At 65.1% G+C, this 16,415-nt stretch carries 13 protein-coding genes; 6 read left to right on the forward strand and 7 right to left on the reverse strand.

Annotation, left to right across the window (positions count from 1 at the left end; all coding sequences use genetic code 11):
• Positions 1-69: 69 nt before the first annotated feature.
• A complete protein-coding gene (locus tag Q664_RS33275; protein ID WP_043404822.1) occupies positions 70-1,107 on the reverse strand; it encodes a hypothetical protein in 1,038 nt (345 codons plus the stop codon).
• A complete protein-coding gene (locus Q664_RS53015) occupies positions 1,104-2,495 on the reverse strand; it encodes an NADase-type glycan-binding domain-containing protein (RefSeq protein WP_052518986.1) in 1,392 nt (463 codons plus the stop codon). The genes Q664_RS33275 and Q664_RS53015 overlap by 4 nt, the downstream gene beginning before the upstream one ends.
• Before the next feature lie 143 nt (positions 2,496-2,638).
• Here Q664_RS53015 and Q664_RS33285 point away from each other — a divergent pair, with 143 nt between their 5' ends.
• Positions 2,639-3,511: a hypothetical protein gene (locus Q664_RS33285; RefSeq protein WP_043404824.1), complete on the forward strand. Its 873-nt coding sequence runs from the start codon at positions 2,639-2,641 to the stop codon at positions 3,509-3,511.
• Positions 3,512-3,581: 70 nt separating this feature from the next.
• Here the strand turns inward: Q664_RS33285 and cysK are convergent, their stop codons facing one another.
• The 3 genes from cysK to Q664_RS33300 are packed head-to-tail and all read right to left on the reverse strand — an operon-like array spanning position 3,582 to position 6,124.
• The gene (cysK, locus tag Q664_RS33290) at positions 3,582-4,502 is read right to left on the reverse strand and encodes a cysteine synthase A (protein ID WP_043404827.1); all 921 of its coding nucleotides are present in this window, start codon (positions 4,500-4,502) and stop codon (positions 3,582-3,584) included.
• Positions 4,503-4,554: 52 nt separating this feature from the next.
• On the reverse strand, positions 4,555-5,400 hold the full coding sequence (gene epsC, locus Q664_RS62335; RefSeq protein WP_043404830.1) for a serine O-acetyltransferase EpsC: 846 nt from the start codon (positions 5,398-5,400) through the stop codon (positions 4,555-4,557).
• A 19-nt stretch (positions 5,401-5,419) separates the two neighbouring features.
• Entirely contained in the window at positions 5,420-6,124 is a 705-nt protein-coding gene (locus tag Q664_RS33300; RefSeq protein ID WP_043404833.1) for a hypothetical protein, read from the reverse strand.
• A gap of 70 nt (positions 6,125-6,194) precedes the next feature.
• Here Q664_RS33300 and Q664_RS33305 point away from each other — a divergent pair, with 70 nt between their 5' ends.
• From Q664_RS33305 to Q664_RS33320, 5 genes are all read left to right on the forward strand, one after another.
• Entirely contained in the window at positions 6,195-7,547 is a 1,353-nt protein-coding gene (locus Q664_RS33305) for a DUF6986 family protein (protein ID WP_043404836.1), read from the forward strand.
• Between the two features lie 1,529 nt (positions 7,548-9,076).
• The gene (locus tag Q664_RS62340; RefSeq protein WP_268811427.1) at positions 9,077-9,202 is read left to right on the forward strand and encodes a hypothetical protein; all 126 of its coding nucleotides are present in this window, start codon (positions 9,077-9,079) and stop codon (positions 9,200-9,202) included.
• Positions 9,189-11,963, forward strand: coding sequence for a tetratricopeptide repeat protein (locus tag Q664_RS55375; protein WP_160174556.1), 2,775 nt, complete (start codon positions 9,189-9,191; stop codon positions 11,961-11,963). Before Q664_RS62340 ends, Q664_RS55375 begins: the two co-directional genes overlap by 14 nt.
• A gap of 1,252 nt (positions 11,964-13,215) precedes the next feature.
• A complete protein-coding gene (locus Q664_RS33315) occupies positions 13,216-13,950 on the forward strand; it encodes a hypothetical protein (RefSeq protein WP_043404843.1) in 735 nt (244 codons plus the stop codon).
• Positions 13,951-14,027: 77 nt separating this feature from the next.
• Entirely contained in the window at positions 14,028-14,531 is a 504-nt protein-coding gene (locus Q664_RS33320) for a nuclear transport factor 2 family protein (RefSeq protein ID WP_084610526.1), read from the forward strand.
• A gap of 4 nt (positions 14,532-14,535) precedes the next feature.
• Here the strand turns inward: Q664_RS33320 and Q664_RS33325 are convergent, their stop codons facing one another.
• Together Q664_RS33325 and Q664_RS33330 are read right to left on the reverse strand one after the other, a co-directional pair.
• Positions 14,536-15,126, reverse strand: a complete 591-nt coding sequence (locus tag Q664_RS33325) for a hypothetical protein (RefSeq protein WP_152622481.1) — start codon at positions 15,124-15,126, stop codon at positions 14,536-14,538.
• 31 nt (positions 15,127-15,157) lie between these two features.
• A complete protein-coding gene (locus Q664_RS33330) occupies positions 15,158-16,414 on the reverse strand; it encodes a monooxygenase (protein ID WP_043404850.1) in 1,257 nt (418 codons plus the stop codon).
• Position 16,415: the final 1 nt, after the last annotated feature.

Raw genomic sequence — 16,415 nt, forward strand, 5'->3', positions numbered from 1 at the left:
CATGGCCGGCTTCCCGAGGTCCTGCCCATGGCCTCGGCTTTCGCGCGTCCGGCCTCGAAGGAGGGCCCGTCACCGGCGGGCGGGAGCGTCCTGGGCGGCCAGCTCGATGACGAGCTGATCCCGGGGCACGGTGCCACGCCGCTCGTGCCGGTCCTCGGCGTAGTGGTACGTGACGCGCACGCGCCGGGTGCCCGTGGGGAGCGTCAGGCGTGTGGGCTCGAAGGGTTGGAGCGCCGTGTTCCCGGTCCGGCGCACGTGCAGGCCGCCCCCTTCCGAGGCGGTGAGCTCGAAGGTCTGCCCGAGCCGCGCCACGGGCTTGTCATCGGCCCACAGCGTCAGGTGGCGGAACACGTCCCCGGTGGGGAAGGCATGCCCCACGCCCCGGGACTCGAGGACGGCGACGAGCTGTCCCCGTGTCCGCTCGAGCCGCAGGGAGAGCGCGCCACGGAGGAAGTCCCGGTCATACGCTCCCCGGAAGGCGTGCGATTTGCCGGGCATGTGACAGCTCTGGCAGGTGCCCTGTCCGCCGCGATTCCGCCAGTCGCGCCACTCGCTCCAGGTCGTCTGCATCTTCTCGCCGGTGAGCACGGAGCGGCCGTCCACCACCTCGTGGCCGAGGAACTCGTGACAGCTCGCGCAGAAGGAGGGCTCGGCCAGCTTCGGCTCGGAGCGCAGGGGGTGATCGGCCTCCGGGGGATGGGGGTTCGCCGTCATCACCACGCCCTCGCGGACGTGGCACGTCACACAGGTGATGCCCTCGTGGGCCAGCGACTCCCGGGGCACCGAGGCGAGGGAGCGCTCCCGGATCAGCGCCGCACGCCGCCGCATCGCCGCCTTCGCCTGTTCCTCGAGCGGGGCATGGCAGTACACACAGCGGGGATGAGGCTCCGCCGCGAAGCCATCGAGGAACACGGCGTTGTCGAGGCTCCGCCGGTGGCGTGAACGCGTCCACGCCTCGTACACCTCCGGGTGGCACGACTCACACGTCTCCGCCGAGGCGCCACGGACGCGGATGGGCTCCAGGAAGCTCCCGAAGTCCCACGGGGAGGGGGATTCCGCCCCGGCCGCGGTGGCCAGGAGCAGGGCGAGGAGCGCCACCTCCTTCATGTGCTCGACACGGCCTCGCTCGTCGTCGTCCGCACGATGATTCCCGAGTCGGGGTCCACGCCGTCGAACTCGGAATCGCTGTCCACCAGCTCGGTCTTCTCGAGCCGTGACACCTTTCCCTCCGTGTACGTCACGGACGTGGCGCCCGCGGACACGATCGGGCTTCCAATCTCATCCGTGCTGTTCTCCAGCGTCACCAGGCGCGTGAGCCGTCCACCCTCCAGGAGGGCGATGGCATGCGTGGTGGTGGTGTCGGTGGTGCGCTCGACGATGACGCGCGTCTGCGTGAAGTACACCTTCTTCACGTCGGTGGCCGAGCCCTCGAGCACCAGCAGGTTCGAGAGGACCGTGCCGTGCTGGTAGCCATCATCGTCGCTCAGTCTGGGCTTGAGGGAACCCCGTCCCTTCGCCTCGAAGAGGGTCGCCTCGGGCAGGTTGAGCAAGGGCACCATCAGCGAGGAGAAGGAGACGTTCTCCGGCAGGACCACGCGTCCCGCCTGGGTGAGCGAGTACCACTTCCCGTCCTGGGGCGGTGCGGCGGCGAGCTTGTCGAGCTCCTGGAGCAGCGCCTTGTCCGAATCGGCCAGGGGGCCGGTGAGCTGTCCCTTCTTGAGCTGGGTCAGCAGGGGGACGAAGTCCTTGGCGGGTACGCCCTTTTCGGCATAGCCGTCCTTGTCCTCGTCGAGCACCCGGGTGTAGCGCTTGGAGAGCACCTTCTGGTCCACCTTCTCCTCGAAGCGCGTGGCCGCGAACGGGTAGCTCCTCGGCAGGCGGGCGAAGTACTTCGCGGCCTCCACGCGCTCCTTCTTCCACTGGAGCAGGGCCTCGCGCTTTCCCTTCTCGACGGCGGCGTTGTACGGCACCTCGCTGTCGACGAAGACCTGGACGTCCGACACGCAGGTGTCCTTGTACTTCGAGCCCGGGTGGACGCTGTCGATGAGGAGCACCACGTCCGCCACGGCGCCCGTCACGGGGATGTCGAAGGACTGGGGCCCCATCTTCCGCTCGAGGGTGAGCTGCGTCTTCGCCGACTCCTGGCCCCCGGGCCCGCGCACGGTGACGGTGAGCTGTCTGGGTGCGGAATTGGCGTTCAGCAACGCCTTGGATTTCTGATAGCCATTGAAGATCACGAGGCGGATGGCTCGCGCGGACTTGAGATCCGAGACGGGGATCGTCAGCGATTCGCCGAGGCCGTCCCCCTCGGTCCCTTCCACCCAGGCCGTCTTCGGATCGTCATCGAGCACGTAGCTGGGGTGGTAGTTCTCCTCGTACTTGTTCCAGTTGCTCTTGAGGAAGCTGGTGGCCGACGCCTCTTCGGCGTGCAGGCGCTGGAAGCCGCCAGCGGTGGCGAGGGTCGGGAGCAGGACGGTCAGCAAGAGGGGCCGCATGATTTCCTTTTTATACCGATTGCGGACGGAAAACCGTTACTACATGATTATAAACCGAGAAGAAAGGACTCGGTACCATGTCATCCATTGCTCGAAGCTTGATGAATTCCTCGCATCGTTGGGGATGGGGTCTCCTGGTTTCCGTGCTCACCGCCTGTGGCACCGCGGTGACGCCGCCCGTGGAGGTGGGCGAGCTCTCCGTGGCCGAACAGGAGCTGGATGGCGAATGTACGGCGAACTGGAGCACCAATCCCTGTACCGTCGCGGATTCGGCCGCGTGCGGCACCGGCAGCCCCAGCGCGGACTCCATCAACAGCCCCAACAACTGTGAGCTCGGGGGAATGAAGTGTGATCCCCGGCCGCGCCTGTGCAATCGGAACACGAAGACGTACTGGTTCACGGCCACGGCGCCCATGTCCGTCTACGACAACCACGGCGCCGTGCTCGGCAACGTGACCACCGGGACGAAGCTGCGCATCAACCTGGGGACGCGCCGGACCCTCTCCACCGTCTCCCCGAACTACATGGTCATGGGCTTCTCGGTGCCGACCAACAATGGGGCCATCAGCGGATGGATCCGTCCCGACTTGTTGGACGCGGGCTCCACCAACATCCTGAATTGGATTGGCGCCAACTACCGGCCGGCGCCGGATCCAGGCGGGACGTACAGCAACTGGTACATCATCCCCTCGAACAACGCGCCCTACGAGGGGCTGCACGTGACGGACAACTGCCCCGCCGGCAACATGGCCGTCCATTACCTGGGGCGCAATGGCCGCATCAATCTGATCACCAACCTGCCCGGAAAGGGCTCGCCGACGAAGGCCGTCTACCCGAACACCACCCGGCTCAACTTCAAGCGCGCCCAGGTCCAGCACTCCGTCTCGATGCCCCTCTACAACTGCGGCAGTGGCACGGCCGTGAGGGTCTCGGCCACGCTCGACTTCGTGTACGGCTACGTCGACTCCGGGCACTGGGGTTGGATCGCCCTGCCCAACCTGACGACCACGCCGTAGGGTCCTGCATACCCTCACCCCGACCCTCTCCCAGTGGGAGAGGGAGGAGTGGGGGAAGGATGGGGCGGGGTTACTGCGCCGGGAAGAGGTTCTCGATCGACAGGTAGCGCTCACCGGTGTCGTAGCAGAAGCACAGCACCCGGCTGCCGTCGGGGAGCTCCGCCAGCTTCTTGTTCACCGCCGCCAGCGCCGCGCCCGAGGAGATGCCCACGAAGATGCCCTCCTCGCGCGCGGACCGCTTCGCGAAGTCGAACGCCTCCTCCTCGGTCACCTGGATGACGCCGTCCAGCGCCTCCTTGTGCAGGTTCTTCGGGATGAAGCCCGCGCCAATCCCCTGGATGGGGTGCGGCCCCGGCTGCCCGCCGCTGATCACCGGCGACTTGGTCGGCTCCACCGCGAGCACCTTCAGCTTCGGCCACTTCTCCTTCAGCACCTCGGCGCACGCGGTGATGTGGCCGCCCGTACCCACGCCCGTGATGATGTAGTCCAGGCCCTCGGGGAAGTCCTTGAGGATCTCCTGCGCCGTGGTGCGCTTGTGCACCTCGATGTTCGCCTCGTTCTCGAACTGCTGCGGCATCCACGCGTTGGGCGTCTGCGACACCATCTCCTGCGCCCGGGCGATGGCGCCCTTCATGCCCTGCGCCCGCGGCGTCAGCTCGAACGTGGCTCCGTAGGCCGCCATCAGCCGGCGGCGCTCGATGCTCATGGACTCCGGCATCACCAGGATGAGCTTGTAGCCCTTCACCGCCGCCACCATCGCCAGGCCGATGCCCGTGTTGCCCGACGTCGGCTCGATGATGACGCTGTCCTTCTTGAGCAGGCCCTTCTTCTCCGCGTCCTCGATCATCGCCAGGCCGATGCGGTCCTTGATGCTCCCGCCCGGGTTGGCCCGCTCGAGCTTCATGTGCACCTCGACGCGCGAGGGGAAGAGCCGGTTGATGCGGACGTGCGGCGTGTTGCCGATCGTCTCCAGGATGTTGTTCACCTTCATGGGGATGCCCTCGTGGGAAGCTGTCCGTTACAGAAGACGAATATCCGCTACATCAGATGTGGTATTCAAGCTCGTCGAACTCGGCATTGGGCTCCCGGTGGCGCACCTCGCTGCGGCGGGTGACCATGGACTCGGGGGGGATGCTGTGGGTGATGAAGGCGTTGCCGGCGATGATGCTGCCGCGCCCGACCACCGTGGTGCCGCCGAGGATGGTGGCGTTGGCGTACACCACCACGTCGTCCTCGATGGTGGGGTGTCGCTTCTTGTCCGCCAGGTCCTTCTGCACCTGGAGGGCGCCCAGCGTGACGCCCTGGTAGATCTTCACCCCGGTGCCGATGAGGGTGGTTTCGCCGATGACCACGCCGGTGCCGTGGTCGATGACGAAGCGGCGGCCGATGGTGGCGCCCGGGTGGATGTCCACGCCGGTGCGCTGGTGGGCCAGCTCGGTGAGGAGGCGGGGCAGGAGGGGGAAGCCGAGCCGGTGCAGGGAGTGGGCAATGCGGTAGATGGCGATGGCGTAGAAGCCGGGGTAGGTGAGGATGACCTCGTCCACGTTGCGGGCGGCGGGGTCGGCCTCGTTGATGGCCTCGGCGTCCTGGCGCAGCCAGGCGTAGATTTCCGGGAGCTGCTCCATGAAGCGCCGGGGCATGTCCGCAGACAGGCCCGGGTAGCGCGGGGCGAGCGTGTCCAGGGCGCGCGTGAGGATGGCCTCGACCACGGCCACCTCGGAGCGGATGCCGACGGAGCTACAGTCCATCCGCTCGGCGAAGTGGGGGAAGAGCAGAGCCAGGACCTTCTCGATGAGCTCGGGCGCCGCGGCGCGCACGTCGGGCGGGAAGCAGTGGTGCCTGCGCGCCTCGATGAGGGTCTGGATGAGCCGGCCGTTGGGTTCGTCCATGGGCCGGGCACGTTACCCGTTAGTACCGGCCTCCGCCCAGTGCGCTGACGGCGGCGGACAGCACACGGTTCTCCACCCCCCAGACGGCCTTGTTGAGGCCCTTGATGCCGGCGCCCCGGAGGTAGTCGGTGAAGTCGTGCAGGGCGGTGGAGCGCTGCATGCGCTCCGTCTTGGCGGCGTAGAGCAGCGGGGTGCCCGGCGCCCCGGTCAGCCCCAGGTCCGGGCAGGCCTCGGAGAGCTTCTGGGCGTCGATGCCCGTGGCGGCCGACAGCATGGCCACGGTGAACTTGTGGACGGGCAGCTCGCGGGCGTTGGGAACCTTCGCCAGCACCTTCTGGCGCGTCTCCGGGCCGGAGTCGAGCTGCTCCAGCGACACCTTGGAGATGGCCAGGAGCTGCTCGTTGCTCACGTGCTTGTTGTCGAGGATGGCCCGGCGGAACAGGCTCTCGGGGGTATCCCCCTTGATCTTGATGTCGCACTGCTTGAGCCGCTCGAGCATCCCGTGGATGACCTTGCCCAGCTCCGAGTCCGCCGGGGCGCGCCAGGTGCCCACGGGGGCCTGGAGGGCCTTCACGCCGGGTGCCTCGAAACCACTCTTCTGGGTGTGGCCCACCGACTGGGGGGTGCTCGGTGTCTGGACGGTGTTCGCGGCGGGGCGGGGCTCGGCCTTGGCGGGCTGGGGGGGCGTGTGGAGGGCAACGGGGCGGCGGCCGATCGGATCCATGGAGGCATTATCCACGAACTCCGCGTGAAGTTGCGTCCCGGGCCCTCCAGGGCGAGTCTCCGGCCGCCCCATGAAGACGACCCTGACCGCCCAGAGCCTCTCGGACACCCGTGCCGCCCTCCAGGCGGCGAACAAGGCCTTCAACCACCGCTACCCCGGGGAGTCCTCCCGGCGGCAGCCCGTCCACTCCGTCTATGGGGGGGCGCACCTCTTCAAGGCGGAGACGGCCTCGAAGCTGGCGGAGGTGGCGCTGCGCTCGTGGGAGGAGCATGCGCCGGATGCGCGCACCCTGGCCGGCGTGCTGGGGCTGACGGAGGAGGGGGGGCTGGCGGAGAAGGTCCACGCGCGCGTGGTGGCCAAGCTGCGGCGCGAGGCGGTGGAGGACTACCGCATCGACTTCGAGGACGGCTATGGCCACCGGCCGGACGCGGAGGAGGACGGGCACGCGGTGGCCACGGCGGAGGAGATGGCGCGGGGCCTGGAGCGGGGCTCGCTGCCGCCTTTCATCGGGCTCCGCATCAAGTCCTTCAGTGACGAGCTCTTCGGCCGCTCCGTGCGCACCCTGGACCTGTTCCTCTCCACGCTGGTGGAGAAGACGGGAGGGCGCCTGCCGCCCGGCTTCGTGGTCACCCTGCCCAAGGTCTCCATCCGCGAGCAGGTGGCCGCGCTCGACTCCGTGTTGATCGGCCTGGAGGAGGGACTGGGCCTGCCGCGGGGCGTGGTGAAGGTGGAGCTGATGGTGGAGACGCCGCAAGCCCTCTTCGATCGGGAGGGACGGGTGGAGCTGCCGCTGCTGGTGGGAGCCGCCCGGGGACGCTGCACCGGCGTGCACTTCGGCGCGTACGACTACACCGCCGCGTGTGGCATCACCGCGGCGCACCAGCACCTGTTCCATCCCTCCTGCGACTTCGCCCGGCACGTGATGCAGGTGTCGCTGGCGGGCACGGGCATCCATCTCTCCGACGGTGCCACCACCACCATGCCCGTGGGGCCGCACAAGGCGCCCAAGGGGGGAGCGCTCACCCCGGAGCAGCAGGAGGAGAACCGGGCCGCCGTGCACCGCGCGTGGCGGCTCCACGCGGACAACGTGCGCCGGTCGCTGACGGATGGCTTCTACCAGGGGTGGGATCTGCACCCGGCGCAGGTGCCCGTGCGCTACGCCGCCGTGTACGCCTTCTTCCTGGAGGGACTGGACGAGGCCTCGCGCCGGCTGAAGGCCTTCATGGACAAGGCGGCCCAGGCCACGCGGCTGGGGGATGTCTTCGACGACGCGGCCACGGGGCAGGGGTTGATCAACTTCTTCCTGCGCGGCATCGCCTGTGGCGCCCTCACCGAGGACGAGGCGCGCGCGGCCGGGCTCACCCTGGAGGAGCTGCGCACCCGCTCGTTCCTGGAGATCCTCCAGGGGCGCCGCAAGGGCTGACGCCCGGTCCACGATGTGCCACTGGCCCTCCTCGATGACGTAGACGTGGTGTCCGAAGGGGGGCGTAGTAGGACGGATGGGGCCCTGATGAGGGCAGGGGGCGCGGAGAGGCAGGGGACGGCTGCTGATGGGAGCCCAAGAGAAGTGCGCCATGCCGGTGCGCTCACCGTGCAGCTCCCCTTGAGGCTCATGTCGGCCCTGGCCGTCCTGTCAACAGGGGCAGCTCAGTGGTGTAGAGGGCTTGAGTCTATTGGCTGTAGCGGCTCGGGCCTCAACACCATGCGGCCTGGGGTGGAACTCGCGACGAAGCCAAGCTCGCACCTGACGTAGACAATCCCAGGTGCTTCAGAATCGCTCGCACTCCGCCCGCGTGCTTCGCATACGCCAAGAGTCGCCACCTGCTTCCATACCTCACCTCTCGCAGGCGAACACGTCGAGGTCGAACGTCCTCCTCAGCATCTCCGGCTAGTCCACTCGCGGCCTGCTCTCCTCCATCGGCTCCCTCTTGGCCGCTGCTTCAAACGCCACGCTCGTTTCCTCCTCTCCCGCTTGGGGCGCAAGCGGATAGCCGCAAGAGCGAGGCTCGCCAGCCCACTTCCGTTGAACCACATGAAAGGCGGGAGAGCCACAAAACGAGGGCAGGCTCAACTGCGGTACGTCCACCTTCTTGGACAAGGCCGAGGCGCTCACCGCTGGCCGCCTCACCATCCGCTTCACCATCTGCTCCTTGAACGCCTCGGTGTACCCCGTGGCTGCTTTCCCCTACGTGTCTTAGTAAGTGCTATTGCTGGAGGTGACCCCAGGCGTCAACTATCTGACACCGGGGACATCCTAAATCGGCCTCTTATTCGCCCTATGTGCCGTTCCCTTAGCTCAATTACCCGCGGGGGATTAACCTGGAACGGATCTTCGCCAAGAGAGAGGAACAGATGGCACACGCGCACCAAGTCCTTTGTGGATTGCTCTTCTTTGGAGGCATGACGTCCGGCCTCGCCCAGACACCCGGGTGGGGGGATCGGAGCGCCGATGCCTGCCCCGCCACACTGGCGAGCGTGCGGCAGAAGTGCGGGTGCGAGCCTCGCGAGGAAGCCGTCTTCAACAGCTTGGCGCAGACGAAGCTGAGTTCGGACAACCTAAGGTCGCGGGTGACGAACTGCTTCAAACTCGATGGCGCGTTGAGCGTGGACAGGGTAAAGCTTAACGGGAATACGTCGCTCACCGGGTGTCTGTCCAATGTGGAGGACCAGTATCCGGAGTACCGGGCAACACTCGCGGAGCTCGTCAAGGCGACGAAGGATGTTTCGCCACGCAAGTTGGACATGTGGCTCGATTGTTATGGGAGGGAAGTCGGCCAGGGGACGCGTGCACCGGCCCCCTCGTCCCCCAAGAGAACACGCGCCACGGGTGGACGGAATGGCTCTCTCGCTCCAGCCCCCGCGGCGAGTCGTCCGAGCACTGCGGGAGGTTTGGCCCCGGCGACCCAACCTGGCCTTGAGCAGAGAGTGGAGGCCGATGGCAACGGCCGTGTCATGACGGAACGCGTGGAAGCCATCCATGGCGGCAAGTCGGGCTCCGCCACCGTCCGGCAGGTCATCAAGGCAAGCGACCAGGGCGTTATCACCACCGGCTCCATCAAGGCACATGTCGGTCCTTAACCTTGTGGCCGTCCTGTTCGCCGCTGCCTCCGGGCCAGTGGCGAACGCTTCGTCCGTTCAACTTCGAAGTGCGAATGAGCTTGTCTATTGCGATGAGGAGAAGGTTGAGCGAAAGGCATTTCAGCGCGCGGGGGCGACCCATTTCGTCGTAGCAGATTTCCGTCCTAGGTCTGAGCGCGCGGAGGACATCGAGTTGGGGCGCACGGCGGCCCAGGCGGTGGACAGAGTACTTCGCGACTACATGGTCCGAGTGGCCCTTGAAGACGAGGCGCCGCTAGAACAGGTACGCGTGGGAGAGGAGTTGGAGGTGTACCGCCTGAGGTGCGTCATCAAAGACGCGACGGCGGCGCTCATTATCGGAAAGGCCATGGGAGCCGATCTCCTTCTCTGGGGGGATTCTGTATGCCCGGTAGCCACGGATCGAGGGGGAAGCCTTGTCAACATCATCACGACGATCGAGGCCAAGGGCAACTCTCGAATCCAAACAGGATCTGTCGAGAGCCATGTGAATCTGCCCAAGAAAGAGGCTGGCTCTTTCTGCGCGCGCGCATCCCTCACCGCAGAAGGATGGCCAGCAATGGGAAGTAGTTACGAGAAAGTCCTCTCTGCATCTGTATTGGAGCTGGGTAGTCTGGAACTGCCCCAAGTCGTGGCTGGAGACGCACTGGGGCTTACCCTCTTCGTCGGCGGGTTGCACTTCTACAAACGATCAGATTATCCGCGCGCGCTGCGCCTGTTCCGGCGTGCCTCGGAGAAGCTACGCACGGACTCAAGGAGCGCTGTAGAACTGCTCCAAGTAATGGGAATCACGGAGTGGGAGGCGGGACGGTTCGACAGAGCCTCTGCGTACTTCTCTCGCTGTGAGTCAATAGCAAAAAAAGACAGCAACATCTGGTGGTGGTGCCGGGTGTCCCAGACAGATGCCCACATATTGGCATCCCATTTTCCACAAGCCCTGCAGCTCACGAAAGACACCCTTCAGCGCGCCCGCGCAGTAAAGCACCAATGGGCGGAAGCAAGCGCACTGCTACATCTTGGAAATCTGGCACAAGGTGTTTCGGAACTAAAAGAAGCGAAGGACAGATACGACGAGGCGCTGCCAATTTATCGAGCAATCGGCAACCGACTGGGTGAGGCAAACACGCTTCTGGCAATGGGGGAGTTGTCCCTGCGCTTGTCCGAGGAGGAGAAAGCCAGATCGCAGTACAAAAAGGCAATGACTTTGTATCAAGCAGTAGGCGATCGATTGGGCGAGGCGCATGTGCTGAGGAATCTGGGATACATCGCTTTGCTTGCTGCTGATTGGAAGGAAGCGAAGGCAATGAGCGCCCATGCGCTGCATATATATCGCACCATTGGCAATCGACTGGGCGAGGCAAATACACTTCAGAGTCTGGGAGATTGGGCTCTAATCATGTCGGAGCGGGGAGCTGCCAGATCGTCTTATGATGACGCGTTGTTGCTTTATCTCGCCATAGGAGATCAACAAGGCGAGGCAAACGTACTGCGGAGATTGGGGGATTTATCGGACGATACGTCGGACTGGAGCAATGCCACGCTGCAGTACAAAAAAGCATTGGCACTATATAGAGCCATCGGCGATCGACAAAGCCAGGCAATTACCTTGCGGCGCATGGGTGACTTGGCGCTGAAACTGTCGGATTGGAAGGAGGCCAAAGGTCGATACACGGAAGCGCTAGCCCTGTTCCACGACATCGGCGACAGACAAAGTCAGGCCAAAACCCTACTTGGACTGGGGGAGCTGGCACAGAAAATGTCGGACTGGAAGAAGGCCGAAGATCATTACAGGGAAGCGTTGGGTTTGTTTCGCGATGTCGGTGGCAGCGATGTTGGAGACAGTTATGAGAAAATCAAAACATTGAGGAGCCTGGGTGAATTGGCATTTCGTGTCGCTGACTGGAAAGAGGCCAAAGGGCACTACGAGGAAGCCTTGCCGCTATATCGCTCCATAGGTAATCGAGCGGGACAGGCCGACGCGTTGTTGAGCTTGGGGTATGCGGCAAATCGCTTGTCGAAATGGAATGAGGCAAAGACGCGCTACGAAGAAGCGCTATCGATATTGCGAGTGAGCAACGAACCGTTGGCGACGGCTGACACACTAAGCAGCCTGGGAGAACTGGCGGTACGTTTGTCGGACTGGAAAGGCGCCAGAAAGCAATACGAAGAGGCCCTGTTGATATACCAGAACATCAAAAATCGTTCGAGAGAAGCCGATACGCGAATCGACCTGGGGACTCTGGCGTTAAAATTGTCGGAGTGGAAGGAGGCCAGAAAGCAATACGAAGAGGCGCTGTCAGTATACCAATCTCTCGGTAGCGAGCATGGAGAGGCCCAAACGCAGATGCTCCTGGGTGTTCTGGCAATGCGCTTGTCGGACTTGACGCAGGCCAAATTCAGATATGAGAAGGCGCTGCCGCTATACGAGTCTATGAGTAATAGACTGGGGCAAGCGCTCGTGTCCTTGCATCTCGGAGATATTGCTGCCGATACAGACCATTACGACGATGCCGATAAGTTGTACAAAAAAGCACGGGGTGTCTATGTCACTCTTGGCGATAGAGCAGGGGTCATCAGGACAGACTGGCACCATGGCCTCAGCTTGGTCAGGCGTGGTAATGAGCAACAAGCACGTGAGGTGCTGACTCGCTCTTATGAGGCCGCTATTGAGTTCGGACAAGCGGATCTGTTGGCTGAATTGCAGGAATCGCTTAATCGCCTTGGTGGAAGCGCTCATCCGTGAATGTGTTGCAGTGATGCCATTGTCGCTGTCATCATCCCGATGGCCTCGCTATTTTACGCTTTGGCACGATGAGTGTGCGCTCCATGGAGACGGATTGGCACTGATAACGGAAGTCAGTTGAGTGGTCTGGTCAAATTTGATCAATCACGGCTGGAAGAGGATTCATGCCCCGGCCTTATTCGGTGGCCTTGTGTGAGCGTACTGTTGCTGCCTATAGACGTGGCAAGAACCTTGGATGAGGTGGTCGCCGAATCAGGTACCCGTCCGGCGGACGACGTACTGAGGGGACTTGAGGACAGACGAGGGCCGTGCTCGGTGGCGGTCGCGACCAATCCCAGGTACTCCAGAATCGCTCGCACTCCTCCCGCTTGCTTCACGTACGCCAAGAGCCTCGCATACCTGCACACCTCACGCAGGCGAACACGTCGAAGAACGTCCTGCTCAGCACCTGTGCCCCGTCAACTCGCGGCCTGCTCTCCTTTATCGGCTCCTTGCTGTCCGCTGTTCAATCGCCCTGCTCGCGTCCTCCTTTCTGATTGGGGGATCAGAAATGCCCACAGGTGCACGTCTGGAGCGAAGATGCCTTGGAACCTCGTCAGGCTTGCCCGAGGTGGATGCACAGGCTCACTTCGCCCTGTGCTCTCGTAGTGGAGATCCTCCCTTCGATCGTCCGCTCCGCCGCCGAGACCTTGTGGCCAAGGAACAGGTCCTGTCGGGCTTGTTATAGACCGGCATGTTCTCGCCCTGGGCTTGGGCTTGCGGTGTCAGGCTGCCGCGATTCATCAGGAACAGAGCGGCAATGGCGCCGCACAGCAGGGCCATCGGTGTGCGCGGACGCAGGCGTGTCAACATAAGCTACCTCTAGAGAGACACCCCCAGCGAAAACAGAATCCCTGGTGGCTCGAGCTGCGGATTCAGCCTCACCCAAAAAAACGACGAGAGATAGTGTGCCGCTCTCGGCGGCAGCGGTTGCGGGTTCAACATCACCTCGCTGGTGTAGCCACCACTGACCCTTGCCAGGTCGGAGATGTCGAGTTCACGGAAGCCGACGGGAGTCGTTTCGCTCTTCCATTCAATTATATGCCTGCTCGTGGTTTGGTCGGCCGCTCCATTACTACCGGTCCTCGCTTGATGGATGAATGAGGGGGCGGAGCGCCGATGTGATGAAAGCCACGCCTCGAAGGCCGGTTGTCAGGTCGGCAGAGAGGGCGAACCAGCTTCGGTTGGCATGCGCGCTCTGATGGAGGCTACGATGCAGCGCATGAAAACCCACGAGTTGGCCCTGATGGGCCTGATGGTGTTGAGCACGGGTTGCTTCGAGGTGGTTCGCACGAGCAGCCAGACGCAGCTCCCGGAGAAGCAGTCCCACTTCGTCCTCACGGGGACGACGGACGATGCGGCACGTCGTCTCTCGGAGCTGTTCTCCAAGCGCGGCTTCCAGGTGACGGATCGCCAGAAGCGCAAGAACGGCGCCACGCTCTACGTCTTCAAGGGCCAGCGCGCGGCGTTGACGACCGTGACGGGCACCAACCGCATCGTGTCTGGCACCACGAACACGGTGGGGTCCACGTTCTACGTCCTGCTGACGCCCGAGGGAGACACCACGAAGGCGCAGCTGTTTGGCAAGCCCAACCTGAATGGCAGTGAGGTGTGCAGCGATGAGTCCCCGGGCTGGGTGCCGGCGTGCGTGGAGGATGTCTACACCCGGCTCGACTGGGATGGACGGGAGCAGATGACGGGCCGCGAGGAAGCGGAGACCATTCGTGGCATGCTGCTGGAGTTGGAACTGTCGGCCTCCAGTGGGATCGGCTCGCCGGTAGTCACGGCCGAGCCGCGGACCACCGAGCCCGCGCAGCCCATGCAGCCCACCTGCGTCGCCTCGGAACTTCCCGAGTGGAAGACGGCCAACGCCGCCGAGAAGAAGAAGCTCCTGGAGAGGTGCCGCCTGGAGTCCAAGGACGAGGCTCAGGCGGTGGACTCCAGGTAACGCTGGCGCCCTCTACGTTCCGGCCCATCATCCCACGCTGAATCCAACCCGGGTCCGGCGGGAGGGGAGAAGCGCCCATGTTGATTCGGATGTGGAAGGAGCGGGTTCTTGTCGCTGGTGGCGTTGCCCTGCTGCTCGGGGGTTGTGCGCCTCGTGGGGAGCGGGGCCGTGAGCTGTCTCCGGCGGTGGCGCGGGACGAGTCCGCGGAGGCCGCGCTCGGAGTCGTCCGGGCCCTCGTGGAGGCCTTCAACCAGCATGCTCCGGAGCGGATGGCCGCGCTCGTCCACGAGGACTTCGAGTACCTCAGCGTCGATGGAAGCAAGGTGAGCGTGGACGCGGTGGGGCGCGAGGTGTTGAAGCAGTCGATGGCGGGCTACTTCGCGTCGGTGCGGGACGTGGAGTCCGTCATCGAGCACGTCACCATCACCGGCCCGTACGTGGCCTTCCGCGAGCGGGTCTCCTGGACGGGGAAGTCCGGCCGCCGTTCGCAGGCGGCCCTCGGGGTCTATGAGATCCGTGAGGGGCTCGTGAAGCGGGTCTGGTACTACCCCGCCGTCGAGCAGTCGAAGACGTCTCCCTGACGGCTCAGAAGGACAGGCCCAGGGAGAAGCGGGCGTCGGGCGTCAGCGGGCCCAGAAACACCTGAACGGGCCTCCGCAGGGGGAAGTAGGTGGTTCCTCCGGCGACGAGCTGCGCGCTGACGCCGAAGTAGCGTGCCAGCCAGTACGTGCCCTCGAGCGTCGCCACGGCGTTGAGCCCCCACTGCCCGCCAATGCCTCCCTGGCTCACCACGTAGGTGCTGGTACCGCGAACACCCGCGAGCGCCGACATCCTCAGCGACAGGCCCCGTCCCGCGTCGTTCCGGCCCTCGTACAGGCTCCAGCGGGGGCCCGCCCGGAGATACAGGGAGCTGATGAGGGGATTGACGAGCGTGACTCCGAACTCCACGTCCACCAGCGGAATGGCGTTCACCGTCAGCGAGCCGCCCATGTAGTCCGGCACGCCCGTCCGCCAGGAGGCCCGCAGCGTGAGGATGCCGCGCCGCTGGGCGGTGTCCGCCACCGGAGCACCCGCGTCCGGCGCCTCGGCCCGGGCTTCCGGCAGGCCGGTGCAGAGCAGTGCGCCCACGAGCGCCGCCCGCCCCATGGCTCCACTTCTTGTTCCTTGCCGCTTCATCGGTGTTCCTCGCCGTGCTCGCGCGAGCGCGTCATTCCGTCATGTACAGGTAGGCCAGACACATCTCGTCATCCGTGCCCTCGCCCCAGGTCACGGTGCGGGACGTGGGGTTGTCCCAGGTGCAGGAGAGCTTCATCTGGCTGAAGAGCGGCACGCGCACCGGCTGCTTGTAGAAGTACATCTGCTGCCAGTGGAAGTCCCACGCGGGAATCTCGACGAGGCGCTCGCCGCCCTGCTCCACCTGGATGCGCCTGCCCTTGGTGTGCATGTGCGGCAGCACGCCCCAGAGGGTGCCCGCGGGCACGTACTGCTCGGTGTGGTGGGTGTACCCGGTGGCTCCCGGGGGAATGGAGAACTCCGCGTCCACCAGGGGGTAGAGCGAGGCGAGCTTGGACACGGGCTCGCGCGCGAACTGCAACGCCATGCGCGTGAGGTCCGGCTGGGCCTCGCCGTGCATCGCGGTGACGGTGCCGGCCTGCCGCTGGGAGATGTTGTAGTGGACCTGCATGACGAAGACCGCGTCCGCGGCCACGCGCACGCCCGTGCCTTCCGGGTAGCTCGTGGGCGGCGAGCCCGGAGCCCAGGCGCCGAGCAGCGAAGCTCCCCCGATGCCCGAGTCCCCGAAGCACGTCCAGCCTGGCTCCGCTTCACGCGCATCCCGCTGGAGCGCCGCCTGGCGGGGCGCGGCGAAGAGCAGCACATGGTGCACCTGCTGCTTTGCCCCCGGCATCACCTCGAAGCCAATCAAATCCCGCCGCTGCGTGAGGTGGGGATCCAACAGGAAGCAGTGGTAGTCGTCCGAGGCCGTGTCCTTGGGCAGGTAGGGCTCCTCGGGGCCGATCGTCAGGTCGGTCCAGGCCAGGGGCGGCGCGGGCTCTCGGGGAGCGGGCGCGTCCTGGGGGTCGCCCTCGGGGGCGCCCTGCTCGGACCAGGCCGAGAGGATGTCCACCTCGCCCTGCGTGAGCCGCCTTGAGTCGCGGAAGCGGTGGGGGCCCTCCGCGGGCATCCAGGGAGGCATCCGGCGCGTCCGCACCGAATCGGCCAGCACCGCGTGCATCCTGGAGGACTCGCCGTACGTCTCCAGCGCGAAAGGGGCCACCCCGTTCTGGGTATGGCAGCCCTGGCAGCGCTCCTGGACGATGGGCAGCACGTCCCGGTGCCACGAGACCGGGCCTCCGTCGTAGCGAGGCCCCTCCTCGGGAGGGTCCGTGGGGGTGGAAGAGCAGCCCGGAAGCCCGAGCCAGACGGTTCCCAGCATCAGCAGGAGCAGGCGGTCGCGCGTTCTCATA

This window comes from Archangium violaceum Cb vi76, from assembly GCF_000733295.1.
Taxonomy (GTDB): domain Bacteria; phylum Myxococcota; class Myxococcia; order Myxococcales; family Myxococcaceae; genus Archangium; species Archangium violaceum.

What these genes read in the sequence shown, in the direction of transcription:
- Q664_RS33275 (WP_043404822.1), bottom strand. Translation starts at nt 1,107, where the DNA reads ATGAAGGAGGTGGCGCTCCTCGCCCTGCTCCTGGCCACCGCGGCCGGG.
- Q664_RS53015 (WP_052518986.1), bottom strand. Translation starts at nt 2,495, where the DNA reads ATGCGGCCCCTCTTGCTGACCGTCCTGCTCCCGACCCTCGCCACCGCT.
- cysK (WP_043404827.1), bottom strand. Translation starts at nt 4,502, where the DNA reads ATGAAGGTGAACAACATCCTGGAGACGATCGGCAACACGCCGCACGTC.
- epsC (WP_043404830.1), bottom strand. Translation starts at nt 5,400, where the DNA reads ATGGACGAACCCAACGGCCGGCTCATCCAGACCCTCATCGAGGCGCGC.
- Q664_RS33300 (WP_043404833.1), bottom strand. Translation starts at nt 6,124, where the DNA reads ATGGATCCGATCGGCCGCCGCCCCGTTGCCCTCCACACGCCCCCCCAG.
- Q664_RS33305 (WP_043404836.1), top strand. Translation starts at nt 6,195, where the DNA reads ATGAAGACGACCCTGACCGCCCAGAGCCTCTCGGACACCCGTGCCGCC.
- Q664_RS62340 (WP_268811427.1), top strand. Translation starts at nt 9,077, where the DNA reads ATGACGGAACGCGTGGAAGCCATCCATGGCGGCAAGTCGGGCTCCGCC.
- Q664_RS55375 (WP_160174556.1), top strand. Translation starts at nt 9,189, where the DNA reads ATGTCGGTCCTTAACCTTGTGGCCGTCCTGTTCGCCGCTGCCTCCGGG.
- Q664_RS33315 (WP_043404843.1), top strand. Translation starts at nt 13,216, where the DNA reads ATGCAGCGCATGAAAACCCACGAGTTGGCCCTGATGGGCCTGATGGTG.
- Q664_RS33320 (WP_084610526.1), top strand. Translation starts at nt 14,028, where the DNA reads ATGTTGATTCGGATGTGGAAGGAGCGGGTTCTTGTCGCTGGTGGCGTT.
- Q664_RS33325 (WP_152622481.1), bottom strand. Translation starts at nt 15,126, where the DNA reads ATGAAGCGGCAAGGAACAAGAAGTGGAGCCATGGGGCGGGCGGCGCTC.
- Q664_RS33330 (WP_043404850.1), bottom strand. Translation starts at nt 16,414, where the DNA reads ATGAGAACGCGCGACCGCCTGCTCCTGCTGATGCTGGGAACCGTCTGG.